General features: G+C 72.2%; 22 protein-coding genes and 1 pseudogene. 9 read left to right on the top strand and 14 right to left on the bottom strand.

The window, feature by feature from the left end; translation table 11 throughout:
* The first annotated feature begins 11 nt into the window (after nucleotides 1-11).
* On the top strand, nucleotides 12-617 hold the full coding sequence (locus HUT06_RS41965; RefSeq protein ID WP_176200777.1) for a hypothetical protein: 606 nt from the start codon (nucleotides 12-14) through the stop codon (nucleotides 615-617).
* 43 nt (nucleotides 618-660) lie between these two features.
* Here HUT06_RS41965 and HUT06_RS41960 read toward each other — a convergent pair whose 3' ends face one another.
* The 4 genes from HUT06_RS41960 to sigE are packed head-to-tail and all read right to left on the bottom strand — an operon-like array spanning nucleotide 661 to nucleotide 3,279.
* Nucleotides 661-1,281 (bottom strand): GyrI-like domain-containing protein, encoded by a 621-nt coding sequence (locus tag HUT06_RS41960; RefSeq protein ID WP_176200776.1) that lies wholly within the window; start codon nucleotides 1,279-1,281, stop codon nucleotides 661-663.
* Nucleotides 1,268-1,840 (bottom strand): PadR family transcriptional regulator, encoded by a 573-nt coding sequence (locus tag HUT06_RS41955; RefSeq protein WP_176200775.1) that lies wholly within the window; start codon nucleotides 1,838-1,840, stop codon nucleotides 1,268-1,270. The genes HUT06_RS41960 and HUT06_RS41955 overlap by 14 nt, the downstream gene beginning before the upstream one ends.
* A 59-nt stretch (nucleotides 1,841-1,899) precedes the next feature.
* Nucleotides 1,900-2,703: an alpha/beta fold hydrolase gene (locus tag HUT06_RS41950; RefSeq protein ID WP_176200774.1), complete on the bottom strand. Its 804-nt coding sequence runs from the start codon at nucleotides 2,701-2,703 to the stop codon at nucleotides 1,900-1,902.
* A gap of 48 nt (nucleotides 2,704-2,751) precedes the next feature.
* Entirely contained in the window at nucleotides 2,752-3,279 is a 528-nt protein-coding gene (gene sigE / locus HUT06_RS41945; protein WP_176201962.1) for an RNA polymerase sigma factor SigE, read from the bottom strand.
* A gap of 222 nt (nucleotides 3,280-3,501) precedes the next feature.
* Between sigE and HUT06_RS41940 the strand changes: the two genes are divergently transcribed.
* Both HUT06_RS41940 and HUT06_RS41935 read left to right on the top strand, forming a co-directional pair.
* Complete coding sequence (locus HUT06_RS41940; RefSeq protein WP_176200773.1) at nucleotides 3,502-5,076, top strand: acyl-CoA synthetase; 1,575 nt, start codon at nucleotides 3,502-3,504, stop codon at nucleotides 5,074-5,076.
* Nucleotides 5,077-5,209: 133 nt separating this feature from the next.
* Entirely contained in the window at nucleotides 5,210-6,805 is a 1,596-nt protein-coding gene (locus tag HUT06_RS41935; RefSeq protein ID WP_302931870.1) for a serine/threonine-protein kinase, read from the top strand.
* Between the two features lie 33 nt (nucleotides 6,806-6,838).
* Here HUT06_RS41935 and rho read toward each other — a convergent pair.
* Nucleotides 6,839-7,954: pseudogene (gene rho, locus HUT06_RS41930) on the bottom strand (transcription termination factor Rho); the annotation flags it as partial.
* Nucleotides 7,955-8,649: 695 nt separating this feature from the next.
* On the opposite strand from rho, the gene HUT06_RS41925 reads away from it, so the two are divergent.
* On the top strand, nucleotides 8,650-9,423 hold the full coding sequence (locus HUT06_RS41925; protein ID WP_176200770.1) for an enoyl-CoA hydratase/isomerase family protein: 774 nt from the start codon (nucleotides 8,650-8,652) through the stop codon (nucleotides 9,421-9,423).
* Here the strand turns inward: HUT06_RS41925 and HUT06_RS41920 are convergent.
* The 3 genes from HUT06_RS41920 to HUT06_RS41910 form a co-directional block, all read right to left on the bottom strand.
* Complete coding sequence (locus HUT06_RS41920) at nucleotides 9,413-10,315, bottom strand: hypothetical protein (RefSeq protein ID WP_176200769.1); 903 nt, start codon at nucleotides 10,313-10,315, stop codon at nucleotides 9,413-9,415. The two genes, HUT06_RS41925 and HUT06_RS41920, sit on opposite strands and share 11 nt — an antisense overlap.
* 90 nt (nucleotides 10,316-10,405) lie before the next feature.
* Complete coding sequence (locus HUT06_RS41915) at nucleotides 10,406-11,050, bottom strand: response regulator transcription factor (protein ID WP_176200768.1); 645 nt, start codon at nucleotides 11,048-11,050, stop codon at nucleotides 10,406-10,408.
* Nucleotides 11,014-12,312, bottom strand: a complete 1,299-nt coding sequence (locus tag HUT06_RS41910) for a sensor histidine kinase (protein ID WP_254715674.1) — start codon at nucleotides 12,310-12,312, stop codon at nucleotides 11,014-11,016. Before HUT06_RS41910 ends, HUT06_RS41915 begins: the two co-directional genes overlap by 37 nt.
* A 212-nt stretch (nucleotides 12,313-12,524) precedes the next feature.
* On the opposite strand from HUT06_RS41910, the gene HUT06_RS41905 reads away from it, so the two are divergent.
* A complete protein-coding gene (locus HUT06_RS41905; protein ID WP_176200767.1) occupies nucleotides 12,525-14,714 on the top strand; it encodes an MMPL family transporter in 2,190 nt (729 codons plus the stop codon).
* A gap of 71 nt (nucleotides 14,715-14,785) precedes the next feature.
* On the opposite strand, the gene HUT06_RS41900 is transcribed toward HUT06_RS41905, so the two are convergent.
* The gene (locus HUT06_RS41900) at nucleotides 14,786-15,622 is read right to left on the bottom strand and encodes a polysaccharide deacetylase family protein (RefSeq protein WP_176200766.1); all 837 of its coding nucleotides are present in this window, start codon (nucleotides 15,620-15,622) and stop codon (nucleotides 14,786-14,788) included.
* A gap of 74 nt (nucleotides 15,623-15,696) precedes the next feature.
* On the opposite strand from HUT06_RS41900, the gene HUT06_RS41895 reads away from it, so the two are divergent.
* Both HUT06_RS41895 and HUT06_RS41890 read left to right on the top strand, forming a co-directional pair.
* Entirely contained in the window at nucleotides 15,697-16,473 is a 777-nt protein-coding gene (locus HUT06_RS41895; protein WP_254715673.1) for an ABC transporter permease, read from the top strand.
* 2 nt (nucleotides 16,474-16,475) lie between these two features.
* Complete coding sequence (locus HUT06_RS41890) at nucleotides 16,476-17,720, top strand: amino acid deaminase (RefSeq protein WP_176200764.1); 1,245 nt, start codon at nucleotides 16,476-16,478, stop codon at nucleotides 17,718-17,720.
* 368 nt (nucleotides 17,721-18,088) lie between these two features.
* Here HUT06_RS41890 and HUT06_RS41885 read toward each other — a convergent pair whose 3' ends face one another.
* The 3 genes from HUT06_RS41885 to HUT06_RS41875 form a co-directional block, all read right to left on the bottom strand.
* Nucleotides 18,089-18,967, bottom strand: a complete 879-nt coding sequence (locus HUT06_RS41885) for a helix-turn-helix transcriptional regulator (protein WP_176200763.1) — start codon at nucleotides 18,965-18,967, stop codon at nucleotides 18,089-18,091.
* A gap of 141 nt (nucleotides 18,968-19,108) precedes the next feature.
* The gene (locus HUT06_RS41880) at nucleotides 19,109-20,752 is read right to left on the bottom strand and encodes an AMP-binding protein (protein WP_176200762.1); all 1,644 of its coding nucleotides are present in this window, start codon (nucleotides 20,750-20,752) and stop codon (nucleotides 19,109-19,111) included.
* A complete protein-coding gene (locus HUT06_RS41875) occupies nucleotides 20,749-22,431 on the bottom strand; it encodes an AMP-binding protein (RefSeq protein ID WP_176200761.1) in 1,683 nt (560 codons plus the stop codon). The genes HUT06_RS41880 and HUT06_RS41875 overlap by 4 nt, the downstream gene beginning before the upstream one ends.
* A 115-nt stretch (nucleotides 22,432-22,546) precedes the next feature.
* On the opposite strand from HUT06_RS41875, the gene HUT06_RS41870 reads away from it, so the two are divergent.
* Nucleotides 22,547-22,714, top strand: a complete 168-nt coding sequence (locus HUT06_RS41870) for a hypothetical protein (RefSeq protein ID WP_176200760.1) — start codon at nucleotides 22,547-22,549, stop codon at nucleotides 22,712-22,714.
* Between the two features lie 146 nt (nucleotides 22,715-22,860).
* On the opposite strand, the gene HUT06_RS41865 is transcribed toward HUT06_RS41870, so the two are convergent.
* A complete protein-coding gene (locus tag HUT06_RS41865) occupies nucleotides 22,861-23,295 on the bottom strand; it encodes a DoxX family protein (protein ID WP_176200759.1) in 435 nt (144 codons plus the stop codon).
* Nucleotides 23,296-23,522: 227 nt separating this feature from the next.
* On the opposite strand from HUT06_RS41865, the gene HUT06_RS41860 reads away from it, so the two are divergent.
* Nucleotides 23,523-24,626 carry a phosphatidylserine/phosphatidylglycerophosphate/cardiolipin synthase family protein gene (locus HUT06_RS41860; protein ID WP_176200758.1) on the top strand — a complete coding sequence of 368 codons (1,104 nt, stop codon included), beginning with the start codon at nucleotides 23,523-23,525 and terminating at the stop codon, nucleotides 24,624-24,626.
* Between the two features lie 57 nt (nucleotides 24,627-24,683).
* On the opposite strand, the gene HUT06_RS41855 is transcribed toward HUT06_RS41860, so the two are convergent.
* Entirely contained in the window at nucleotides 24,684-25,103 is a 420-nt protein-coding gene (locus HUT06_RS41855; RefSeq protein WP_176200757.1) for a DoxX family protein, read from the bottom strand.
* Between the last annotated feature and the right edge of the window lie 78 nt (nucleotides 25,104-25,181).

Genomic DNA, 25,181 nt, shown 5'->3' with positions numbered 1-25,181 from the left:
GAGCAGGGCTGGTGGCGGCGTCTCCTGAGGACCCGCGGGGCGCGGTGCTGGCCTCCTCGGTCATGCCGCTCGTCATCGTCAGCGTGCTGACCGGCGTGATCGTCTACCTGGTGACGCGCTCGGCATGGGGACGGTCCCTCGGTCTCTTCGGCGGGGCGGTGCTGGCCGCGCTGGTCGTCACGGGGATCATCCAGGGCTGGCTCGGCGTGCTCGGCGGGGACTGGTACCTCAACGCGGCGGTGCTCGCCCTCATCGTGGTGTCCATCGCCGGGGCGGAGATGGGCGCCGAGATGCTGCTCGGCCCGAAGGGCCTCGCCGTCGTCGCCCCGCTGATGGTCTTCATCGGCAATCCCTGGTCGGGCGCGTCGTCCGCCCCCGAACTGCTGCCGGAGCCGGTCGGCTGGATCGGTCAGCTGCTGCCCCCGGGGGCGGGGGTGACTCTGCTGCGCAGCACCGCGTTCTTCGATGGCGCCGGCGGTGCACGGGCCCTCGTGGTCCTCTTGGCGTGGGCGGCTCTCGGCCTCGCCGCGATACACACCGCGGACTGGCGGCGTCGGCGGTCGCAGGGCCGCCCGACTGCCGGTACCGCAGCGCACCTCGCGGAGAGCACGGCCTGACCCGGGTCAGTCCTGTGAGAGCGCCAGGTCGATCCTTGGCCGGTCAGCCCGCCTGCTCGACGGGCTGCCGGAGGACGGTTCTGAGCTTGTCGGGCGCTGCCCGGCGGGGGTCGCCCAGGTAGACCTCGTGGTGGTGGCCGGTCATGCGCAGGTTGTTGGCGGCGAGGTACTCCCCGTGGAGCTTGGCGAGTATGGGGCCCTCGTCGTCGTACGGCCCGATGTGCAGGACTTGGGCGCAGAGGCCCTCGTGCAAGGGCTCATGGCGGACGTCGGCGATCGTGGGGAAGCCCTTCTTCTTCAGTGCGGTCTCTTTGGCGTCGTCGATGAAGTCTTCGGTGATCCAGTCGGGCTGGCTGATGAGCATGCGCCATTGCCAGGCGTCCTTGTCCCGGGCGGTGAACACTTCCGGGCGGTCGGACCACCACAGCCCTTCCAGGGGGCCTACGACGAAGTCGCGGTCGAGGGCGCGCTTGCTGGCGAACTTGATCGTGTAGGCGACGGTGTAGAGCGCTTCGACGGCGCGGGCGTAGTCGGCGCTGGTGTTGGGGTCGCCGCTGCCGTCGACGGCGATGAACTGTTGCGCGGGGACGTCGACCAGCGCCCAGTCGCTGTTCCTCGGCGCGTAGTACTGCTTGAGTTCTCGCTTGACGTCATAGCGGGTCATGGGCGTCGCCTTCCTGGCGGGGATTGCCGGCCAATTCCGTCCGGTAGGCGGCCAGCCATTGCTGTTCGGCGGTCAGTTGGCCGAGCGTGTAGTCGAAGACGGCGCGGGCGAAGGCGGGCATCTGCGGCTGGGCGTCGCGGGCCGCGGTGATTTCGGCGATCTTCTCCGCGAGGGCCGTCGCGCGCCGGTCGAGCGCGGCCTTCAGGCGTTCGGGCGGGATGACCGGCTGGTTGGCCAGGCCGACCAGGATGGGCGGGAACACCGGCTGGAGTTCGGCCACCACCGCCTCGGCCGCCCGCGCGCACGCCCGGCGCCCCTCGGCCGTGGGCCCGTACACCCGCCGGGCCTTGCCCCGCGCCGGACGCTCCGTGTCGGTCTCGGCGATCAGGCCGCGGTCGCGCAGCCGGGTCAGCAGGTAGTAGATCGAGCTGAACCCGATCTCCGTCCACTCGCGCATGCCGCGCGCGCTGATGACCTCGTCCAGCTCGTACCCGTGCCTCGGCTTCTCCGTCAGCAGGCCGAGCAGGGTCAGCTCGGCAGGCGTCAACTCAGCGGCCATGCTTCTATCCTAGTACTAGAATAGAAGCGCGCGGGCAAGTGCGGGGACTGCCCGGTCCGTTAGGCGGCGGACCGGGTCTTCAGGGGGTGGGCGCTGCCCTGGAGGAGGGTCTGGGCCACCAGGGGCGGGTCGTCCGCCATGGGGACGTGGCCGCAGCCCTCCAGCCAGACGAAGCGGGCGTTCGGGAGGCGGCGTTGGGCGCGGATGGCCTGGCTGCGCAGGAGCAGGCGGTCCTTGGTGCCCCAGGCGATGGTGACGGGGACGTCCGCGCAGGAGCCGAGGAAGCGGGTGGTGCGGCCGGCGCGGAGGGTGGGTTCGAAGCCCGGGGCGTCGCGCATGGCGCGGGCGTCGCCGGTGAGGGTCTCGACGTCCATCAGGTCGGGACGGCCGTAGATCATGCCGAACATGAGGGTGCGGCGGCGCGGGGAGCGGGCCAGGCGGGTCAGGAAGGTCTCCGGGACGCGGGCGCCGAGGCGGGACGCGCGCAGCACCGACATGCCGTAGCGGAGTTCGAGGGCGTTGAAGAAGCCCGCCGGGGACAGGACCGTGGCGGAACTGGCGAGGCCGCGGTCGGCGGCTTCGAGGGCGAACAGGCCGCCGAGCGAGTTGCCCGCGATGTGCGGCCGGTCGAGGCCGAGGTCGGCGAAGGTCTGCGCGAGGGCGCCGATGGCGGTGTCGAGGGTGTAGGGCGTGCCGGCCGGGAGGGCCGGCGAGTCGCCGAAGCCGGGCAGGTCGACGGCGATGACGTCGCGTTCGGCGGCGAGCAGGTCCATGACGGGCGCCCAGCCCTGGCGGCGGTGGCCGATGCCGTGCAGCAGGACGAGGGGCGGGCCGTCGCCGCGGCGGTCGAAGACGATGTCCACGGCCGCAGGGTAGGCCGGAAGTTACTCAGCAGTCACTAGTGACGCTCGTCACTGTGCGCACTCGGCCGGGCGGCGGTGCTCCAGGGCCTCGCGGAGCTGGCCTCGGCCGCGGTGGATGCGGGAGCGGACGGTGCCGAGCTTCACGTTGAGGGTCGCCGCGATCTCCTCGTAGGACAGCCCCTCGATGTCGCACAGCACGACCGCGGCGCGGTACTCGGGGGCGAGGGAGTCGAGCGCCTTCTGGATGTCGGCGTCGAGGTGCCGGTCGTCGTAGGCCTGCGCCGGGGACGGCTCGCGGCCCTGCAGCCGCTCGGCCGCGTCGTCGGCGAGCGAGTCGAACCGGATGCGCTGCTTGCGCCGGGCGCGGTCGAGGAACAGGTTCGTCGTGATCCGGTGCAGCCAGCCCTCGAACGTGCCGGGGCTGTAGGACGACAGCGAGCGGAACACCCGGATGAAGACGTCCTGGGTCAGATCCTCGGCGTCGTGCCGGTTGCCGGTCAGCCGGTACGCCAGCCGGAACACCCTGGTCGAGTGCTCGCTGACGATCTCCTCCCACGTCGGCGGGGTCCACGCCATCGCGCCTGCGCTCACCACTACCCCCGTCTGATACTGGATCGTTACGGCCAAGCATGCCGGTACCCAGATAAGAGCCGTGTAAGGACCCCGCGCGTGGCCGGATGAGGCGGTGTGGGATGTGACTCATCTCATTGGACCGGGCGCCAATAGGCATTGAGTTCACGCGCCGTCCGGCAGCAGGATCGGGATCGGTCCCCACCCCGACTCCTGCGAGGACGTGGCATGGCGCGAAGCTACAACCTGGCCGACCTGATCGAGATCCTGGCCGCCGCCGGACCGGACCGTCCGGCCCTCGTGGCCGGAGCCGAGCGGCGGACGTACCGGCAGCTCAGCGAGCGTGCGAGCCGGGTCGGGCACCATCTGGCGGCGGCCGGGGTGCGGCCCGGCGAGCACGTCGCGATCCTCGCCTTCAACCGGGCCGAGTGGATCGAGGCGATGCTCGGCGCGTTCAAGATCCGCGCCGTGCCGATCCCGGTGAACTACCGCTACGTGGCGGCCGAACTGCGCCACGTGCTCGCCGATTCTGATTCGGTCGCGCTCATCGGCGAGCGTTCGCTCTTGGCGAAGGCGGAGGAGATTCGCGGGGAACTGCCCGCGCTGCGGCATGTCGTCGTCCTGGAGGACGGTTCGGCGGACGAGATCCCGGGCGCCGTCGAGTACGAGGCGGCTCTCGCGGCGGCCGACCCGAGCGACGACTTCCCCGAGCGCTCCAGCGACGACCGCTACATCATGTACACCGGCGGCACCACCGGCTACCCGAAGGGCGTCGAGTGGCGCTGCGAGGACATCTTCTTCGGCGCGCTCGGCGGCGGGAACGCCCTCGGCGACCCCATCGGCAGCCCCGAGGAACTGGCCGCCAACGCCGACCAGCCGGGGATGGCCGTCCTCGACTGCGCGCCCGTCATGCACGGCGCCGGCCAGTGGGTCGCGTACATGGGGCTGTTCACCGGCGCCAAGGTCGTCCTCTACACCGACCACGCGTTCGACGCCGACAAGGCGCTGCGGCTGCTCGCCGAGGAGAAGGCGAACGTGCTGATGCTGGTCGGCGACGTCATGGCGCGGCCCGTCGCCAAGGCATTGGCGGGCGGCGGGCACGACACGTCGTCGCTGCTGGCGATCGCGTCCGGCGGCGCGCCGCTCACCGAGGGCGCCAAGCAGGCCCTGCAAGAGCATCTGCCGAACGTGCTGTTCCTCGACAATTACGGCGCCTCGGAGACCGGCGCGTGCGGCCCGTCCGTCGACTCCAAGGAGGGCACGGCCCGGTTCATGATGAAGCCGGGCATCACCGTCCTGGACGACGACCTCAACGTGGTCAGGCCCGGCGAGATCGGCAGGCTCGCGCGCAGCGGCCACATCCCGCTCGGCTACTACAACGACCCGGAGAAGACGGCGTCGACGTTCTTCACCGACGCCGACGGCACCCGCTGGTCGGTCCCCGGCGACTTCGCGAGCCTGGAGAAGGACGGGACGATCATCCTCCTCGGCCGCGGCTCCCTCATGATCAACACGGGCGGCGAGAAGGTCTACCCGGAGGAGGTCGAGGTCGCGCTGAAGGACCACCCGGACGTGTACGACGCGGTCGTCGTCGGCCTGCCCGACGAGCGGTTCGGGCAGCGCGTCGCCGCCGTCGTCGCGCCCCGTCCCGGCACGACCGTCACGCTGGAGCAGCTCACCGAGCACTGCCGGGGCCGGCTCGCCGGCTACAAGCTCCCGCGCCAGATCACCCTCGTGGACGAGGTGCAGCGCACGGCCGTGGGCAAGTCCGACTACAAGTGGGCCCGCTCCGTCCTCGGCTGACGGCGCCGCGCCGGTAAATGCGCCGGGCGCGGTTATACCACGCCCGTGCGCGCTTTTCTCGCTGGACCGCGGTCAAAAAACAATTGATGGCGAGGGAGCGTGCCTTGAGCGCGTTCCGGCGATTAACCCCTTCATGAATGGGGATCGGCCGATACCGCTGGCGCGGCGGTATCGCCTGCTCTCTGTGGTCGGCAGGGGCGGCATGGGCACCGTGTGGCGCGCCTACGACGAGATGCTCGACCGGGACGTCGCCGTCAAGGAGGTGCACCTGCCGGCGCGCATCACGCAGAGCGAGCGCAGGGTGCTGTGCCGGCGGCTGCTGCAGGAGGCGCGCGCGACCGCCGCGCTGCGGCATCCCGGCGTGGTCGCCGTGCACGACCTGATCCTGGAGGACGGCCGGCCCTGGATCGTCATGGAGTTCCTGGCGGGTTGCTCGCTGAACCGGCTGGTCATCGAGGACGGCCCGCTGAGCGTGCGGCGGACGGCGGAGATCGGCGCCGCGGTCCTGGCGGTGCTGCGGGCATCGCACGAGTCGGGCATCCTGCACCGCGACGTCAAGCCGAGCAATGTGCTGCTCTGCGACGACGGCCGCGTCCTGCTGAGCGACTTCGGGCTCGCCGTCCAAATGGACAATGGCCGGGAGTTGGCCGACACAATGCCCGCGGGCATTGAAGGGTCGCCCGCCTATCTTCCGCCGGAGCGCATCGACGGGCAGCCGAGCGTGCCGGCGTCCGACCTGTGGTCGCTCGGCGCGACGCTCTACATGGCGGTCGAGGGTTTCGCCCCGTTCCTGCGCTGCCACGCCCTCGCGTCCATGGTGGCGGTGATGCTGGGCGACTACGCGCGCCCGGCGCGGGCGGGCCCGCTGACCCCGGTCATCGAGGGGCTGATGCGGCAGCGGCCCGAGGACCGGCTGACGGCCGAGGCCACGGCGGAACTGCTGCGCGACCTCGTCGCCGACCTGCCGGAGCCGGGGATCACCCGGGCGCCGCGCCCCGAGCGGGTGCGCGTCCCGGCCGCGCGCCGGGCGTTGCGCGGGCCGCGCGTCCCGTGGACCCTGCGCAGCGGGAAGGCGCCGTGCGGCTCGCCGCGCTCCCGCCGGTCGTTCAAGGCCCCGATGTTCCGTGGGCGGCGGCTGCGGCCGGGTGCCGTCGCCGGGGTGGCGGTGCTGGCCGTGCTCGCGGCGGGCACGGGCACCTGGGCGGCCCGCTGGACGGCGGTCGGCAAGAGCGACGCGGTGGCGCTGCGGCCGGCGGCGGGCGTGACGGCGAAGACCGCGAAGTACCACGAGAGCGGCGCCTACTCGGTGCGGGTGCCGGCGGGCTGGCAGTCCGAGCGCAGCGGCACCGTCATGACCTGGAAGGACGCCGGGGCGGGACGGGGCCTGCGCATCTCCCCGGCACCGGGCGATCCGCTCGCGGGGCTGCGCGCCGAGGAGCACCGGGCGGTGGGCGAGCACCGCTTCCCGGGCTACCGCAGGCTGCGGCTGGAACCCGCTCCCGAGGTCGCCGAGGGCGGCGCCGAGTGGGAGTTCACCTGGCGGTCGGGCGCGGGCAACGGCGTCAGGCACGTGCTGTGCAGCCGGGCGGCCGGGTACGAGTTCTGCTTCTCCGCGCCCGACCCCGACTGGACGCCGGGCCAGCGGCTCTACGACAGGATCCTGAAGTCGTTCAGGCCGGAGAAGCCGAAGAAGCACCGGAAGCAGGAGAGGGCGCAGCAGAGCGACTGAGGGGTCTCCCGGGTTCGTGGCGGGGGCGGCGGCTCAGGTGGTCTGCTGGAGGCGGAGCAGGAACTCGGCGTTGGACGAGGTGCCCTTCATCTTCTCCAGCAGCTGCTCGACGGCCTGCTGCTTCTCCAGCCCCTGGAGGGCGCGGCGCAGCCGCCAGGAGAGCGCGAGCTCCTCGGGGGACATCAGCAGCTCGTCGCGGCGCGTGCCGGACGCCTCGATGTCGACGGCGGGGAAGACTCGGCGGTCGGCGAGGCCCCGGTCGAGCTTCAGCTCCATGTTGCCGGTGCCCTTGTACTCCTCGAAGAAGACGTCGTCCATGCGGGACCCGGTCTCCACGAGCGCGGTCGCGAGGATCGTCAGCGAGCCGCCGTTCTCGATGTTGCGGGCGGCGCCGAAGAACTTCTTCGGCGGGTAGATCGCGGTCGTCGCGACGCCGCCGGCGAGGATCCGGCTGCTGGAGGGCGCCGCGAGGTTGTAGGCGCGGCCGAGCCGGGTGATCGAGTCGAGCAGCATGACCACGTCGTGGCCCTGCTCGACGAGCCGCTTGGCCCGCTCGACGGCGAGTTCGGCGAGGGCGGTGTGGTCCTGCGCGGGGCGGTCGAACGTCGAGTGGATGACCTCGCCCTGCACGGTCCGCTGCAGGTCGGTGACCTCTTCGGGCCGCTCGTCGATGAGCACGACCATGAGGTGCACTTCGGGGTTGTTCTGCGCGATCGCGTTCGCGACGGCCTGCAGCACCATCGTCTTGCCGACCTTCGGCGGCGACACGATGAGCCCGCGCTGGCCCTTGCCGATCGGCGCGACCAGGTCGATGACGCGGGTGGCGAGCGGGCCGGTGTCGAGGCGGAGCCGCTCGTCCGGGAACAGGGGGGTGAGCTTGCCGAACTCGGGACGGTTCGCGGCCTCGGCCGCCGGGAGGCCGTTCACGGTCTCGACGCGGGCGAGCGAGCCGAACTTCTCCCGGCCGGACTTCGGCGCCTTCGCGGTGCCCGCGATGACGTCGCCGGGGCGCAGGTGGTGCGCCTTGACCTGGGCGAGGGAGACGTGCACGTCGTCCGGCCCGGCGAGGTAGCCGGAGGTGCGGATGAAGGCGTGCTTGTCCTGGACGGCGAGCAGGCCGTGGAACGGGACGGCGGGCCCGTCGTCGGCGGTACCCGTGCGCCGCGCCTGCTGGCCGCTCTTGCGGGCGTTCTGGGCGGGCACGGTGTGCGCCTGCGAGCGGCGGCCCGCGGCGGTGCGCCCGGTGGCGGGTTCGGAGGTGAGGGTGGAAGTGGACATGCGGGTCCCTTCTCAGGCTCGCGCGGAGCGGTCCGCGCCGCCTGGAGTCGTTTCCCGGGTACGGCGGCGGAACCCGCGGCGCGTACGCGAGAGGAATGCGAAAGATGCAGCTCGGTTCACCGGGCTGACGTCGGCTCCCTTGTGCGGCGGTCCGGAACGCCGGAATGCGCGTGCCGAACCGGGAGGATCACCGGGCGCTCAGATGGCCCGGGCGGGGAAGAAATGCCTTCGTTGCGATTCGCGGAATCCGGAGGCACTGCCTTGACAGTACAGCACGCGACGCGGGTTGCGCATTCCCCGATTGCCGCTGATTTTCTTCATGCAGGTCGAGCCCCCTGTGACGATGCGGCGGCACCGCGTGGCGCCGCCGGTGGCCGCCGGCGCGCGTCCCCCGACGCCTCAGGCGGCCATTGCACGGTATGACTCCCCGAAAGGCCCCGGGGTTCCCGGAGGCCGCGGCCGGGACCGGCCGCCCCGGGATCGCCGGGGCGCGGCGCGCTCCGTACGATGAGCCGGGCCGAGGCGCGACGACATCCGGGCACGGGACGCCCGGGCGAGGGAGGACCATGGCCGCCGGGCTTGACTTCGAGGTCGCCGAGGGCGTCGGGACGATCACCATCGACCGGCCGGCCAAGCGCAACGCCATGTCGGCGGACATGTGGCGGGCCCTGCCCGGCATCCTGGAGGCCCTCGCCGAGGACCCGGCCGTCCGGGTCGCCGTGCTGACGGGCGCGGGCGGGAACTTCTGCGCGGGCGCCGACATCGCCGAGCTGAACGACATCCACCGCGACGACGACTCGCACCTGTCGACGGTCGCCGAGCGGGCGCTCGCCGCGTTCCCGAAGCCGACGCTGGCCGCGATCGAGGGGTACTGCGTGGGCGGCGGCTGCCAGCTCGCGGCGGCCTGCGACCTGCGCTTCGCCGCCGAGGACGCCCGGTTCGGGATCACCCCGGCCAAGCTCGGCATCGTCTACCCGGCGGCCGCGACGGCGCGGCTGGTCCGGCTCGTCGGGCCGGCCGCCGCGAAGTACCTGCTGTTCTCCGCCGACCTGGTCGGCGCCGGGCACGCGCTGCGGATCGGGCTGCTGGACGAGGTCGTCCCGGCGGGCGGCCTGCACGACCGGGTCGCCGCGTTCACCGCGACGCTCGCGTCCCGGTCGCTGCTCACCCAGCAGGCCACCAAGGAGATCGTGGACGCGATCGCCGCCGGCGGCCCCGTCCGGGAGAAGACGGACCGGTGGCTGGCGGAGGTCGCGGCGAGCGGCGAGGTCGACGAGGGCGTCGCCGCGTTCCTGGAGCGCCGCGCCCCCGCGTTCACCTGGACGGCCCCTACTCGCTGAGCCCGGCCGGTGCGCCGGCGGACCAGCCCGACAGGTCGCAGAACCGGCCCTCCGGCAGCCGGTGCAGGCGCCGCGCCGCGCCGGACGGGTCCGCCAGCGGCACGGCCCCCTCGGGGCGGCGCAGCTCGGCGAGCGGCACGACCCCGCACACGAGCGCGGCGGGCGTCCGGACGATCAGCAGCGGCCCGATCTGCGCGCCGCCCCGCTCGACGCCGCGCAGGGCGCCCAGCAGGACGCGGGCCTTGCCGGTGCTCTCCGGGCAGTCCTCGCGCAGCGCGGCGACGAGGTCGACGAAGTCGCGCTCCAGCGCGCGCGGGCTGCGCCCGGACAGGAAGTAGCGGTCGCGGTCGGTCAGCTCGACGCGCAGCCCGTACCCCTCGGCGAACCGCTCGTACGGGCCCGCCAGCGCGGGACGCGCGTCGGGCGGGTCGGCCATGAGCGCCCCGGCGACCAGCTCGGCGGGCTCGGCGCCGAGGGACGCGGCCACGGCCTGGTCGAGCCGCCCGACGAGGTGCGCGCGCAGCGACGCGACCTCGGCGGCGAGCCGGTCGAGGGCGTCGCGCTGCTCGGCGGCGGCGTCGCGCTGCTGCTTCAGCCGGGCGGTGACGTCCGGCAGCAGCCGGTCGTTGATCTGCGAGATCAGGGACCGAATCCGGGAGTCGGCGGCGCCGAGCGCCTCCCGGTCGCGGTCCTGCTCGGCGGTGAGCCGGTCGAGCCGCTCCCGCTGGGAGGCGCGGAACCCCTCCAGCTCGTCCCGGGTGCCCTTGAGCGCGCGGAGCTGGGTGCGGATGTCGGCGATCTCCGGCGCGCCCGGGGAATGCCGGCGCTCGAACGCCAGATACAGCTCCCGCCCGGCGATCGCCAGGCACAGCAGGACCAGAACCACCGTCATCGCGCCCTCCCGGGGCCGTCTCGCGGAGCAGACTATGCCACCCGGTACGGCCCGGCGGGGGCCGCGCGGCGCCCCCGCCCGTCCAGCGGCCTACTTGTTCAGATACGCGAGGACGGCGAGGACGCGGCGGTTGTCGTCGCCGGTCACCGGCAGGTCGAGCTTGGCGAAGATGTTGGCGGTGTGCTTGGTGACGGCCCGCTCGGTGACGACGAGCCGCTCCGCGATCGCGGCGTTGGAGCGGCCCTGCGCCATCAGCTCCAGCACCTCGGTCTCGCGCGGGGTGAGCCGGCTCAGCGGGGTGTCGCGGGTGTTGGACGCGACGAGCCGGGAGATGACCTCGGGGTCCATCGCGGTGCCGCCCGCCGCGACCCGGCGGACCGCGTCCACGAACTGGGCCGCGTCGAACACCCGGTCCTTCAGCAGGTAGCCGATGGCGCCGGTGCCGTCCGCGAGCAGCTCCCGGGCGTAGAGCTGCTCGACGTACTGCGACAGCACCAGTACCGGCAGGCCCGGCACCTGGCGGCGGGCCTCCAGGGCGGCCTGAAGGCCCTCGTCGGTGAAGGACGGCGGCAGGCGCACGTCGACCACCGCCACGTCCGGGCGGTGGTCGAGCAGTGCCTTCAGGAGCGACGGGCCGTTGTCGACGGCGGCGGCGATCTCGAAGTCGTGCGTCTCCAGCAGGCTGACCAGGCCCTCCCTCAGAAGGGCGAGGTCTTCGGCGAGGACAACGCGCACGGCAGCTCCAGCGTCACGATCGTCGGGCCGCCCACGGGCGAGCTGAGGGCGAGGACGCCGTCGAATGTACCGATCCGCCGCTCGATGCCGCGCAGCCCGGTCCCGCCGTCGAGGGTGGCGCCGCCGCGCCCGTCGTCGGTGACGGTGACGCGCAGCATGCCGTCCTCGTACCGCAGGTCGATCCAGACGCGGGACGCGCCGGCGTGCTTGGCGGCGTTGGTGAGGATCTCCGACACCGCGAAGTAGGCGGCGGACTCGACCGGCGGCTCGGCCCGTCCCGGCAGGTCGGCCTCGACCTCGACGCGCATCGGGTGGTCCAGTGCGAGGGCCTTCACCGCGTCGCCGAGGCCGCGGTCGGCGAGCACCGGCGGGTGGATGCCGCGGACCAGATCGCGCAGCTCGTGCAGCGCCTTCGCCGACGACGCGCGGGTCTCGGCGAGCAGCAGCCGCGCCTTCGCCGGGTCCTTGTCGAGGAGGTGCTCGATGGCGCCGAGCGTCATGCCCATCGCGACGAGCCGGGCCTGCGCGCCGTCGTGCAGGTCGCGCTCGATGCGGCGCAGCTCGGCGGCGGAGGAGTCCACGGCCTCCGAGCGGGTCTCGGTGAGGTGCTGGACGCGCAGCGCCAGCTGCGACTTCTTCGTCGGCCCGAGGATCGTCCGGCCCCAGCGCCCGTACACGGCCATCATCTTCGGCCCGATGGCGTACCCGAGGGCGATGCAGGCGGTCGCGACGATCACGGTGGACAGGATGCGGCCGGGCTCGCGGCCGTACCCCTTGGTGACGTGGATGTAGGCGTACCAGTCGCTGCCGCCGTAGTGGCCGATCATGTCGCCGGCGAACGCGGCCAGCAGGTACCCCCAGATCCCGTACAGGATCAGCAGACCGGGCAGCGCCGCGGTGAACAGCGCGACGAACGGGTCGGTGACGACCCACAGGTAGTCGCGCCAGGTGGCCGGGTCGGAGATCAGCGCGATGAACCGCTTGAACATCCCGTGCAGGCCGGGCTCCTGCTCCGGCTCGGGCAGGTACGGGCGCTCGATCCGGGCGTCCGTCCACTTGTTGATGCGCTCCCGGTAGGCGTCGAGCTGGGTGCGCATCAGCATCGTCGCGGACGGGAACAGCAGCACCCCGATGAAGCTCGTGATCATCGAGACGACCGTGAGGAACCAGAGCCCGGCGAGCGTCGCCGGCACGGCCAGCAGCCACAGCGCCAGCCCGCGCCACGGCGCCCTCGCATGGCGCAGCAGTCGGGTTTCCTTCACCAATTCACCGCTCACTGGTTCCTCCAAGGCTCACCTGCCATCTGGAGTCCAGTCTTCTGGCGAGCGCCCACGTGCACAGTGTGCCCGCACACCGAGCGTGGGGTGTACCTACGTCCACCCTGGGACGCCGTTTAGAGCCATGTCCCGCCGGGTGCGCGCTTCCTAGCGTCATTGGGTGTCACCCCGCAGACGACCTAACCAGGGGAACCCCCATGAAGCGAAATCTCGCCGCCGCGCTCGGCGGCTGGAGCGCGCGGCACCGCGTGACGGCCATCCTCGGCTGGCTGCTGTTCGTCGTGCTGGCCTCCGTGCTGGGCGGCGCGGCCGGCCAGATCACGATGGCCGACCACGAGCAGGGCGTCGGGCAGTCGGCGCGGGCCGCCCAGATCGTCGCGGAGGCCGGCATCGAGGACCCGGACCAGGAGACGGTGCTGGTCTACGGCGCCCCCGCGGGCTCGCCGGAGATGCGCCGGGCGGTGGCGGACGTACGGGCGAACGTCCAGGCCACGGGCTTGATCACCGGTCTGCGGCCGGACGTGGTGGCCAAGGACGGGCGGCATGTGATCGTCCAGTTCACGCTGAAGGCGGCGCCGGACGACCCGCTGCCCGCGATCCGGGACGCGGTGGCGAAGGCCGAGCGGGGCAACCCGTCCGTGCGGATGGGGCAGTTCGGCGGCGCCACCGCCGACGCCTGGTTCGACGACGCCCTCGGCTCCGACTTCAAGCGCGCCGAGCTGACGGCGGTGCCCCTCGCGCTCGGCATCCTGCTGGTCGCGTTCGGGGCGCTGCTCGCCGCCGTGCTGCCCGTCGTCCTGGCGTTCACCGCGTTCCTCGCCGCGACCGGCGTCCTCGCGGTGGTCAGCCACGCGCTGCACGTCGACCAGACGACGAACTCGGTGATGCTGCTGATGGGCCTCGCCGTCGGCGTCGACTACTGCCTGTTCTACCTGCAGCGCGAGCGCGAGGAGCGCCGCAAGGGCCGCGACCGGGAGACCGCCCTGGCGATCGCCGCCGCCACCTCCGGACGCTCCGTGCTGGTCTCCGGAATCACCGTGATGGTCGCGATGTCCGGGATGTTCCTGTCCGGCCTGCTGCTCTTCAAGGGGTTCGCGGTCGCGACGATCCTCGTCGTGCTCATCGCGATGCTCGGCTCGGTGACCGTCCTGCCCGCGCTGCTGTCCCTGCTCGGCGACAAGGTCGACTTCGGCCGCGTCCGGCTGCCCCGGCGGCGCCGCGAAGGGCGCGCCGGCGTGGTCGGGACGCTGCTGAGGCCTGTCCTTGCCCGTCCCGGCATCGCCGCCCTGCTGTCGGCCGGGCTGCTGCTCGCCCTGGCCGCGCCCGCGCTCGGCATGAAGACCGAGCGGCTGCGCATCGACCAGCAGATCCCGCCCGGCGAGGAGATCGCGCAGACCTACACGCGGCTGAACGAGGCGTTCCCCGGCAACCCGGAGCCCGCGGTCGTCGTGCTGAAGGCCCGCGACATCGACGCGCCGCAGGTCGCGCGGGCGATCGACGAGCTGAAGCGGCGGGCCGTCGCGTCCGGCGAGATGAACGAGCCGATCGACGTCACCGTCCACGACCGCGCGAACGTCGCCGAGATCGAGGTGCCGCTCGCCGGGACGGGCTCGGACGCGACCTCGAAGCACGCCCTGGAGACGCTGCGGGAGCGGATCGTCCCGGAGACGGTCGGCAAGGTCGGCGAGGCGCCGGTGACCGGGCAGCTCGCCTGGTCGACCGACTACAACGGGCAGCTGAAGTCGAGCATCGCGCCCGTGTTCCTGTTCGTCATGGCCATCACCTTCCTGCTGATGCTGGTCTTCTTCCGCTCGCTGCTGATCGCGGCCAGCGCGATCGTGCTGAACCTGCTGTCGGTGGGCGCCGCCTACGGGGTGATGGTGGCGGTCTTCCAGCACGGCTGGGGCGACTCCCTCGTCGGGACGACGGGCGCCGGGGCCCTCGAATCCTGGATCCCGCTCTTCGTCTTCGTCGTCCTGTTCGGCCTCTCGATGGACTACCACGTGTTCGTCGTCTCCCGGATCCGCGAGGCGTACGACCGGGGGCTCGACACGGCCCGCGCCGTGCACGAGGGCGTCCGCGCCACCGCGGGCGTCGTGACCGGCGCGGCCGTCATCATGATCGCGACGTTCGGCATCTTCGGCACCCTGTCGATGCAGGACTTCAAGCAGCTCGGCGTCGGGCTGGCGGTCGCCGTCCTGATCGACGCGACGATCGTCCGGGTCGTCCTGCTGCCCGCGGTGATGTCGCTGCTGGGGCGCGCGAACTGGTACCTCCCGGCGTGGCTGGACTGGCTGCCCCGCATCTCCCACGGCGACGAGCCGGCCCCCGCTCCCGCGCCCGACCTGCGCGCGGGCACAACGGAAGACCTGGTATCCGCCCGCTAGGGTCCCGTTCGCCCTCTGACCGTGCCGTCGCGGCCGGTCAGAGGGCGACGAGGGTCAGAGGGCGACGCCGGTCAGAGGGCGACGAAGGTCAGGCCGCGCTTCTTCAGCTTCGGGATGGCGTCGCGCAGGGCCTTGATGGTCTGGGAGCGGTCGCCGCCGCCGTCGTGGCACAGGATGATGTTGTTCTCCTCGCCCTTCAGCACGGCACGGCGGATGCGGCCCACGCCGGGGCGGGCCCAGTCGCGGGGGTCGACGGCCCAGTCGATGGGGAGCATGTCGTGCTCGGCGACCATCTCCAGGACGGTCTTCGACCAGGCGCCGCCGGGCGAGCGGAAGAACTGCGGGACGATGCCGGTGACGTCGGCGATCCGGTCGTGCGCCTCGACGATCTCCTTGCGGACCTTCTTCTCCGACAGGTGCGCGATGGCGATCGGGTGCGTCTCGGTGTGGTTGCAGATCTGGTGCCCGGCGTCGGCGATGCGGCGGGTGAGCTTCGGGAACTCCTTCACCTGCTCGCCGATGATGAAGAACGTCGCGTGGATCTCGTGCTCGGCCAGCAGGTCGAGCATCTTCGGCGTCCACGTCGGGTTCGGGCCGTCGTCGATGGTCAGCGCGATCGACTTCGGCGGCGCGGGCGGCGCGAGCTGCGACAGCTCCCGGACGGGCGTCTCCAGCGCGGTGAGCTTGCCCGGCGTCCAGGACGCGGCCCGCGGCGTGGGGGTCGGCGTCGGCGTCGGGGTGGGCGTCGGATGGATCACCGGCCGCGCGCGGGGCGTCGCCGCGGGCGCGGCCGCGGCCCGGGAGCCCGAGGGGCGCGCGGCGTCGGCACCGAGCGTGGCGAGCCCGGCGGCGCCCAGCAGCAGCAGCGCTTTGCGGCGGGATGTCCCACCTGACTCCTCAACCTCCACAAGTCCCACGCTATCGAGGTTTTCACCGGGTAGGAGGTCGCTATGGGATCACAATCGGCTCATTTGGGCGGCAGGTGAGCGCGACTCCGGAGGTCGGCCCGCTGCTGGCGTTCGTGCTGGCGTCGCTGGCGGCGGTCGCGGCGCTGCTGGCCCGGGTCGGCGGGCTCGGCCTCGGCCGGGACATGCTGGTCGTCGCGGTGCGCGCGGCGGCGCAGCTCACCGCGGTGTCGCTGCTGATCGCGGCGGTGCTGCGCAGCGCGGGGCTGACGGCCGCGTTCATCGCCGGCATGGTGGTGATCGCGGTCGTGACGGCGGGCCGCCGCATCACCGGGTCGGCGCGCGGGCCCGGCTGGTGGACGGCGCTGCCGATCACCGCCGGCGTCGCGCCCGTCCTCGGCCTGCTGATGGCGACCTCGCTGGTCCCGGCCCGCACGGTGTCGGTGCTGCCGATCGCCGGGATCTTCATCGGCGGCGCCATGTCGGCGACCGGGCTCACCGGCCGCCGCGCGCTGGACGAGCTGGCGACGCGCCGCGGCGAGTACGAGGGCGGCCTCGCGCTCGGGCTGCCGCCGCGCGACGCCGCGCTGGAGGTGTGCCGCTCGTCGGCGGCGCTCGCGCTCTTCCCCGTCCTCGACCAGACCCGTACGGTCGGGCTGGTCACGCTGCCGGGCGCGTTCGTCGGGGTGCTGCTCGGCGGCGCCGACCCGGTCGAGGCGGGCGCGGTGCAGCTGCTCGTCCTGATCGGGCTGCTGGCCATCGAGTCGATCGCGGTGCTGATCACACTGGAACTGGTGGCCAGGGGCCGGCTCGACGGCGCCGCGTCGTACAGGAGGCAGATGAATGGGCACTGAGCATGGGCATTGACGTCACGGCGGTGGACGCCCTCGGCGGCGAGGTTCTCGACTGGCGGTTCAAGGCGGTCCCCGCGTCCGCGCACGGGATGACGGTGGCGGAGGCGGGCGAGGCGCGGCTGCCGCTGGACGATTTCGGGACGCCGCTGCTGACCCTCGACGCGGGCGCCCTGGCGCACAACGTCCAGACGATGGCCCGCTGGACGCGCGACGCCGCCCTGCTGCTGGCCCCGCACGGCAAGACGACGATGGCCCCCGCGCTGTGGCGGCGGCAGCTGGACGCCGGCGCGTGGGGGATCACGGTCGCGAACCTGCCGCAGCTGCGGGTGGCGCGCGCGTTCGGGGTGCGGCGCGTCATGTACGCGAGCACGCTCCTCGATCCGGCCGGGCTGGCGTGGCTGTCGGGCGAGCTGGACGGCGACCCCGAGTTCGAGTTCCTGTCGTGGGTCGACTCGGTCCGGTCGGTGGAGTTGATGGACGAGGCGCTGCGCGCGGCCCGCAGCCAGCGGCAGGTCGACGTGTGCGTGGAGCTGGGCGGGCCGGGCGGGCGCACCGGCGTGCGGGACGACGGCGACGCGCGGGAGATCGCGGCGGCCGTCCGCGAGGCCCGCACGCTGCGGCTGGTGGGCATCGGCGGGTACGAGGGCGCCCTCGCCCACGACGCGTCCGAGCGGGGCCGCGCCTCGGTCGACGCCTACCTGCGGCGGCTCGGCAACCTGCACGCGCGGCTGGAGTACGAACTCGACGAGCCGATCCTGACCGTCGGCGGCAGCGCCTACTTCGACCAGGTCGCGGAGGTGCTCGGCGGTGCCGGCGGACGGGTCGTGCTGCGGTCGGGCGCGTACGTCGTCCACGACGACGGCTTCTACCGGGGCATCTCACCCTTCGCCCGGGGCACGGACGGCGAGCGGCTGCGTTCGGCGATGCACGCCTGGGCACGCGTCATCTCCCAGCCTGAACCCGGCCTGGCGCTGCTGGACGTGGGTAAGCGCGACGTCCCGTTCGATGAGGGCCTGCCTACACCGCAACTGGTCCGGGGCAAGGGCCCGCTGGAGGGCGGCCGCATCACCGTGCTCAACGACCAGCACGCCTTCCTGCGGGACACCACCGCCGAAATCGGTGATGTGGTCAGGCTCGGCCTGTCCCACCCGTGCACCGCGCTCGACAAGTGGACGATGATCCCCGTCGTGGACGACGCCGACGCGAGCCACCCCGTCGTGGTCGACTACGTCCGCACGTTCTTCTGACAGGGGTGCACGGCGAGTTCCCGCAGGTCGGAGATGCGGCCGCCGGGGTTTATGGACACAAACAAGCAACGGGTCCGGGATGCCGGAGGTAATCCTTTTACTACGAACAATGATGTTCGCCAGAGGTGTTACGGTCTTCAGTGCAATATCGGGGGCCGGACGTCCCAGGCCGGAATCGAGCCGGGACGGCCGTGCGATCACGGCCCGGCGCAGCCGGCGTGTGGTGACCGAGTGACCAGGCAGTGCGCCACGGGGGCCGATCTGCACTGGACGATGCCCGGGTCGCCGACCGCGTCGCTGACCCCGTCGCCGGGCCGATCCACCGAGAAGCCGCGCGGCCCCGCGGTTCTCCACCGGCCCCCCGGCCCCTACGGGAGCAGGCCGGCGCGCCGTGCGGCGGTCACCGCCTCCAGGCGGGTGTGGCTGTCCAGTTTGCGCATCGCCGAGCGCAGGTAGCTCTTCACCGTCTCCGGCAGCAGCCCGAGCCGCTCGGCGGCCTCCGCGTTCGTGCAGCCGATCGCCACGTACGACAGGACGTCCAGTTCACGCGGCGACAGGACGGGCCGGGGCGCGGCGTCCGCGTCGTCGGTGTCGGCCGGCCCGGCGGCGGCGAGCCGCAGCGACGCCCGGCGCAGGCGGTCCCGGGTCGGCAGGTCGCTGACCTCCTCGGCCAGCGCCCGCAGCTCCGCGTGGACGGCCCGCACCTCCTCCCAGCGCGCCGCCGACGTGCCGGGCCGCGCCCGCGCGAGGGCGTCGTCGGCGCGGTCCTGGACGGCGAGGTCCTGTTCGAGGTCGCGGGCGACCTGGACGGCGGCGCCCACGATGCGGTCGGCGAGGCCCAGCGGCTCGCGGAGCGCGCCGTACAGGACGCCGCGCACCCGCCGCCGGACGACGATCGGGACGGCGACGATCGACAGCAGCCCTTCCCGCCCTACGGGCTTGTCGTAGTCGTGGCTGATGGTCGCGGCGCACGGGTAGTTGCTCACCCAGGCGGGGCGTCCGAGGGCCATCGCCTTGCCGCCGAGCCCGTTGCCCTGCCGGACGACGAGGCCGCTCAGCGAGTCGGTCGTGTTGCCGACCAGCTCGGTGATGCGGAGCCGGTCCTGGCCGCTCAGGGCGCCGCCGAACACCATCGGCAGGCCGGTCGTGCGGTGCAGCGACAGCACCGCCGACCGGACGGCTCCCGCATCGTCGCGCGTCCCTCGGGGGGCGCGTCCTCCCGAGGCGCCCGGCTCAGCCGCATCCATGGTTCGAGCATGCCTTGGGTGACCCTCGTCACGAAAGGCCGCGCGCGGAGAAACGCCGGGGTTTCCGCAGGCGGTCACGGGTGCCGGACGGGGAGTCAGGCGCGCCGCGCGGCGGCGGTCACGCGTGGCGCGCGGCGGCGGTCAGGCGTGGCGCGCGGCGGCGGCGTCCTCCAGGCCGAGGATGTCGACGGCCTCCGCGCGCATCTGCACCTTGCGGATCTTGCCGGTGACCGTCATCGGGAACTCCTCCACGACGTGCACGTAGCGGGGGATCTTGTAGTGGGCGAGCTTGCCCTCGCAGAACGCGCGCAGCTCCCCGGCGGTCATCCCGGGCACGCCCTCGCGCAGCCGCACCCAGGCCATCAGCTCCTCGCCGTACTTCTCGTCGGGGACGCCGATGACCTGCGCGTCCACGATGTCGGGATGGGTGTAGAGGAACTCCTCGATCTCGCGCGGGTAGATGTTCTCGCCGCCCCGGATGACCATGTCCTTGATCCGGCCGGTGATGTTGACGTAGCCGGCGTCGTCCATCACGGCGAGGTCGCCGGTGTGCATCCAGCGGGCCGCGTCGATGGCCTCGGCCGTCTTGTCCGGCTCCTCCCAGTAGCCGAGCATCACCGAGTAGCCGCGGGTGCAGAACTCGCCGGGCACGCCGCGCGGGACGGTCACGCCGGTCTCCGGGTCGATGATCTTGATCTCCAGATGCGGCAGCACGGTGCCGACCGTGGACACCCGGCGGTCGAGCGAGTCGCCCGCCCGGGTCTGCGTCGACACCGGCGACGTCTCGGTCATGCCGTAGCAGATCGCGACCTCGCCCATCCCGAGCCGGTCGATGACCTGCTTCATCACCTCGACCGGGCACGGCGAGCCGGCCATGATCCCGGTGCGGAGCGTGGACAGGTCGAGGCCGTCCAGCGAGGGCTCGTTCAGGACGGCGATGAACATCGTCGGCACCCCGTACAACGACGTGCAGCGCTCGGCGGCGACCGCTTCGAGGGTCGCCTTCGGGTCGAATGCCGGCGCCGGGATCACGACGCACGCGCCGTGGCTGGTCGCCGCCAGGTTGCCCATCACCATGCCGAAGCAGTGGTAGAAGGGCACAGGCACGCACACACGGTCCTCTTCGTCGTAGCTGCACAGCTCACCGACGAAGTAACCGTTGTTCAGGATGTTGTGGTGCGAGAGCGTCGCGCCCTTGGGGAAGCCCGTCGTCCCGGACGTGTACTGGATGTTGATGGGGTCGTCGGCGGTGAGCGTCCGGGCGATGTCGGCGAGGACGGCCGGATCGCTCGTCCGGCCCGCCTCCATGAGCGCGTCCCAGTCGGGAGTACCGATGAGGATGACGTCGCGTAGGCCGGGGCACTTCGGCCTTACCTCGTCCACCATCGCCGCGTAGTCGGATGTCTTGAACGTGGACGCAGACACCAGCGTCCGGATGCCCGCCTGGTTGAGGACGAACTCCAGCTCGTGCACCCGGTAGGCGGGGTTGATGTTGACGAGGATCGCGCCGAGTTTCGCCGTCGCGTACTGGACGAGCATCCATTCGGCGCAGTTCGGCGACCAGATCCCGACACGGTCGCCCTTCACCACGCCTAGGTCGCGCAGGCCGAGCGCCACGGACTCCACGTCGTCGGCGAACTGCTCGTACGTCCAGCGGCGGCCGGAAGTGCGGTCGACGAGCGCGTCGCGTTCGGAGAAGGCGGCGACCGTCCTGTCGAGGTTCGCGCCGATGGTGTCACCGAGCAGCGGGGTGGTGGAAACGCCCGACGCGTAGGAGAGGGTCATCGCAGGTCCTCCTCGCGGAACTCGCCCGGCGGCCGGTCGTCCGGGCCGGGATGCTTGTCGATCTCGCTGGTCCGCAGCTCGACCCGGCGGATCTTGCCGGAGATCGTCTTCGGCAAGACGGCGAACTCCAGCAGCCGCACCCGCTTGTACGGGGACAGCTGCGCCCGGCAGTGCTCGAAGATCGCCTTCGCGGTCTCGGCGGTCGGCTGCCAGCCGTTCGCGAGCGTCACGTACGCCTTCGGCACGGCCGCCCGGACCGGGTCGGGCGACGGCACGACCGCCGCCTCCGCGACCGCCTCGTGCTCGATCAGCACGCTCTCCAGCTCGAAGGGCGAGATCTTGTAGTCGGACGCCTTGAACACGTCGTCGGCGCGTCCGACATAGGTGATGTAGCCGTCCTCGTCGCGGGAGCCGATGTCGCCGGTGTGGTAGTAGCCGCCGGCCATGGCCTCCTCCGTGCGGGCCTCGTCGCCGTGGTAGCCGGTCATCAGGCCGAGCGGGCGGTCCTCCAGTTCGAGGCAGATCTCGCCCTCGTCGCCGGCCTCCCCGGTCAGCGGGTCGATCAGCGCGACCTTGTAGCCCGGCACGGCACGCCCCATCGAGCCCGGCTTGACCGGCTGGCCCGGCGTGTTGGCGATCTGCACGGTCGTCTCGGTCTGCCCGAAACCGTCGCGGATCGTCCGGTCCCAGGCGTCGCGCACCCGCTCGATCACCTCGGGGTTCAGCGGCTCGCCGGCCGCGACGACCTCGCGCGGCGGCGTCGCGAGACGTCCGAGATCGGCCTGGATCAGCATCCGCCACACGGTCGGCGGCGCGCAGAAGCTCGTGATGCCGCAGCGCTCCATCGTGTCGAGCAGCCGGTCGGCGTCGAACCGCGTGTAGTTGAAGATGAAGACGCACGCTTCGGCGTCCCACGGCGCGAAGATGTTGCTCCACGCGTGCTTCGCCCAGCCCGGCGACGAGATGTTGAGGTGGACGTCCCCGGGCCGCAGCCCGATCCAGTACATCGTCGACAGGTGCCCGGCCGGGTAGGACGCGTGGGTGTGCTCCACCAGCTTCGGCTGCGCCGTCGTCCCGGACGTGAAGTACAGCAGCAGCGTGTCCCGCGACATCGTCAGCCCGTACGGCGTGTAGGACTCGCCCTCCTCGTAGGCGTCGGCGTACGTCGTCCAGCCCTCGACGGGCGCGCCCACGGCGATCTTCGTGTAGTCGCCCTCGACGCCGTCGAACTTGCCCGTGTCGGCCGAGGCGACCACCACGTGCCGCGCCTTGCCGCGGGTCAGCCGGTCCTGGAGGTCGGCCGTGCCGAGCAGCGGCGTGCACGGGATCATGATCGCGCCGAGCTTCATCACCGCGAGGACGGTCTCCCACAACTCGACCTGGTTGCCGAGCATCAGGATCACCCGGTCGCCGCGCCGCACGCCCGTCCGGCGCAGCAGGTTCGCGACCTGGTTGGACCGCCGCGACAGCTGTGCGAACGAGTACTTCGCCTCCGAGCCGTCCTCCTCGACGATCCACAGCGCGGGCGCGTCGTTGCCCTCGGCGATCTTGTCGAACCAGTCCAGCGCCCAGTTGAAACCGGTCAGCACCGGCCACCGGAACTTCTCGTACGCCGTCGCGTAGTCGTCGCGATGCGCGAGCAGGAAGTCGCGCGCCGCGCGGAACTCGACTGCGGGCATGGTCTCTCCTCGTAGCCGCACGGACACCCGGTCACCTGGATGGTTGGCCATCCGGATGACCCGCGCCACCCCCGAACGGGGGTAGTCGTGATCGTCCTACCCGCGCGCTACGAAAGTGGACCGCAGTAACCGCGCCATGTGCTCGCCGATCTGCTCGGGCGTCCACCCGCGCTCGTTCAGCAGCGTCTCGCCGACCCCGTTGGAGATGAGCGCGAGCAGCATGTCGGTGGCGGTGTCGACCAGCTCGGTGATCAGGTCGGCGCGCGACGCGAAGTGCAGGTAGACGGCCCGGCGACGGGTTAACGCACAGCTTTCGCTCTGGCCACGGCGACCACCCTCACCACCGTGCTGACCCTGCGCGCGGGACGCCGAAACGGCGGACGACCCGGGCCGCTGTGGCCGCGGGGCGTCCGCCGTGAAGCGTTGTCGTTACCGCTTGAAGGAGCGCAGCAGCTCGCGGGTCTCGTAACGGCGGTTCCAGGCGATGGCGGCGAACACGACGGCGAACGCGGCGGGCATGAGGCCCCAGACCGGGTCGAGCACCAGCAGATGCGTGGTGATCGCACCGGCCATCAACCCGATGAGCCCGGTCGCGGCGAGCCCGGCCAGTCGCGGGATCAGCAGCCCGATCGCCCCGGAGACCTCGACGACCCCGGTCACGTACCGGAACCACTGGCCCCAGCCGATCAGCTCGAACGACTCGACCGCGTCGGCCTGCCCGACCAGCTTGGGCAGCCCGGAGGCGACGAGCAGGAACACGGCGAGGAGGATCTGCGGGACCCACAGCACCTTGCGCACGGTGCGGCGGTCGGCGGCGGGCTGGACGGGAGCGGCGGTCCGGGACTGGACGGTCTGAGCGGTCATGGGGGTGGCCCTTCCGTGCGGTGCGTCTCATCGGCCTTCACTGATACGTCGTACGGGCGCACCCCCCGATCGACACTCCGCCGACTTTTCTTCAAGATTTTTTCTAGACCACATAAGCCCAGGTCAGACAGGGCAAGCTCACCTCGAAAGCCGCCACGGCACCTCTGGCAGATCGCCCCGCATTGTGCGGAAATGTAGGGGAGTGGTGACGGCAGGCTGGGGGCGTCATGGCGGTCCGGATCGGCGGCATCGAACTGCACGCGGGGCCCACGGTCCTGGGCGGCCCCGACGACCTCGACGCGGTGATCCGCGACTTCGTCGCCGAGGCCCGGCACACGCTGCGCGTCGCGGTGCAGGAACTGGACTCCCGGACGATCGCGCGGGCGGTCCTCGCGGCCCGGGCGCGCGGCGTCCGGGTGCAGATCATCCTGGAGGGCGACTACCTGCGGGAGGACCGTCCCGCCGCGGACCCGTGGGCGGCGTCCGGGGCCAACGAGGAGAACCGGCTCATCCACGCGGCCCTGCTGCGCGCGGGCGTGGACCTTGTCACCGACCTGAACCCGGCGATCTTCCACCAGAAGTTCATCGTGCGGGACGCCGGCGAGGCGACGGCCGCGGTGCTGACCGGCTCGGCGAACTTCACCCGCACCGACACCGGCACGAACCAGGCGGGCGGCTCCGCCGGGAAGGCGGGCAACAACCTCAACCACGTCCTCGTCCTGCGGGGCCGCCGCGCCGCGGCCCTCTACCTGGAGGAGTTCCTCCGGATGCGCTCGGGGACGTTCGGGGCGATGCACGAGCGCGTGGAGCCGCGCCCGGCGGAGTTCCGGCTGGGCCAGGTCCGCGTCAAGCCGCTGTTCGCGCCCCGGCACGGCCCGGAGATGGAGATCATGAAGCAGATGCTCAAGGCCGCGTCGAGCGTCGACTTCGCGATGTTCACCTTCGCCCGCTCGTCCGGCATCGACGACACGATGATCAGGCTCGCGCCCTCGCTGACCCGCGTCCGCGGCGTGCTGGACCACGGCCAGGGAGCCCAGGCGTGGGCCGCCACGGAGCCGCTGAAGGCCGCCGGGGTGCGGCTGTTCGAGAACAAACCGGGCACCGGCGTCCGGAAGGTGCACCACAAGCTGATGGTCATCGACGAGCGCCTCGTGATCGCCGGCAGCTTCAACTACACCGCGCCCGCCACGACGCTGAACGACGAGAACATCATCGTCCTGGGCGACCTGGAGGAGACCCGCGAGGACGCCGAAACCGCCCAGCGCCGGCTCGCCGCGTTCGCCCTCCAGGAGATCTCCCGCATCACTACAGAACTCTCCCGCCCCGCCTAAGACGGCGGACGACCCGGGCCGCTGTGGCCACGGGTCGTCCGCCGTGAAGTGTGGTCGTTACCGCTTGAGAGACTGCAGCAGCTCCCGGGTCTCGTAGCGGCGGTTCCAGGCGATGGCGGCGAACACGACCGCGAAGGCGGCGGGCATCAGCGCCCAGGCCGGCTCGATCACCAGCAGCTGCGTGGTGATGGCGCCGGCCATCAGGCCGATGAGCCCGGTGGCGGCGAGCCCGGCCAGCCGGGGGATCAGCAGCCCGATCCCGCCGGCGACCTCGATGACCCCGGTGACGTACCGGAACCACTGGCCCCAGCCGATCAGGTCGAAGGTCTCGACGGCGTCGGCCTGCCCGACCAGCTTGGGCAGCCCGGAGGCGACGAGCAGGAACACGGCGAGGAGGATCTGCGGGACCCACAGCACCTTGCGCACGGTGCGGCGGTCGGCGGCGGCGGTGCGGGGCTGGACGGTCTGGGCGCTCATGGTGGTGGTCCTTCCGTGCGGTGCTTCTCATCGGCGTTCACTGACGCGTCGCACGGCTCCCGCCCGGATCGACATCCC

It is taken from the genome of Actinomadura sp. NAK00032 (assembly GCF_013364275.1).
Taxonomy (GTDB): domain Bacteria; phylum Actinomycetota; class Actinomycetes; order Streptosporangiales; family Streptosporangiaceae; genus Spirillospora.
Note: the sequence above shows the minus strand (reverse complement) of the source record. Positions and strands in the feature narration are given on the sequence as shown.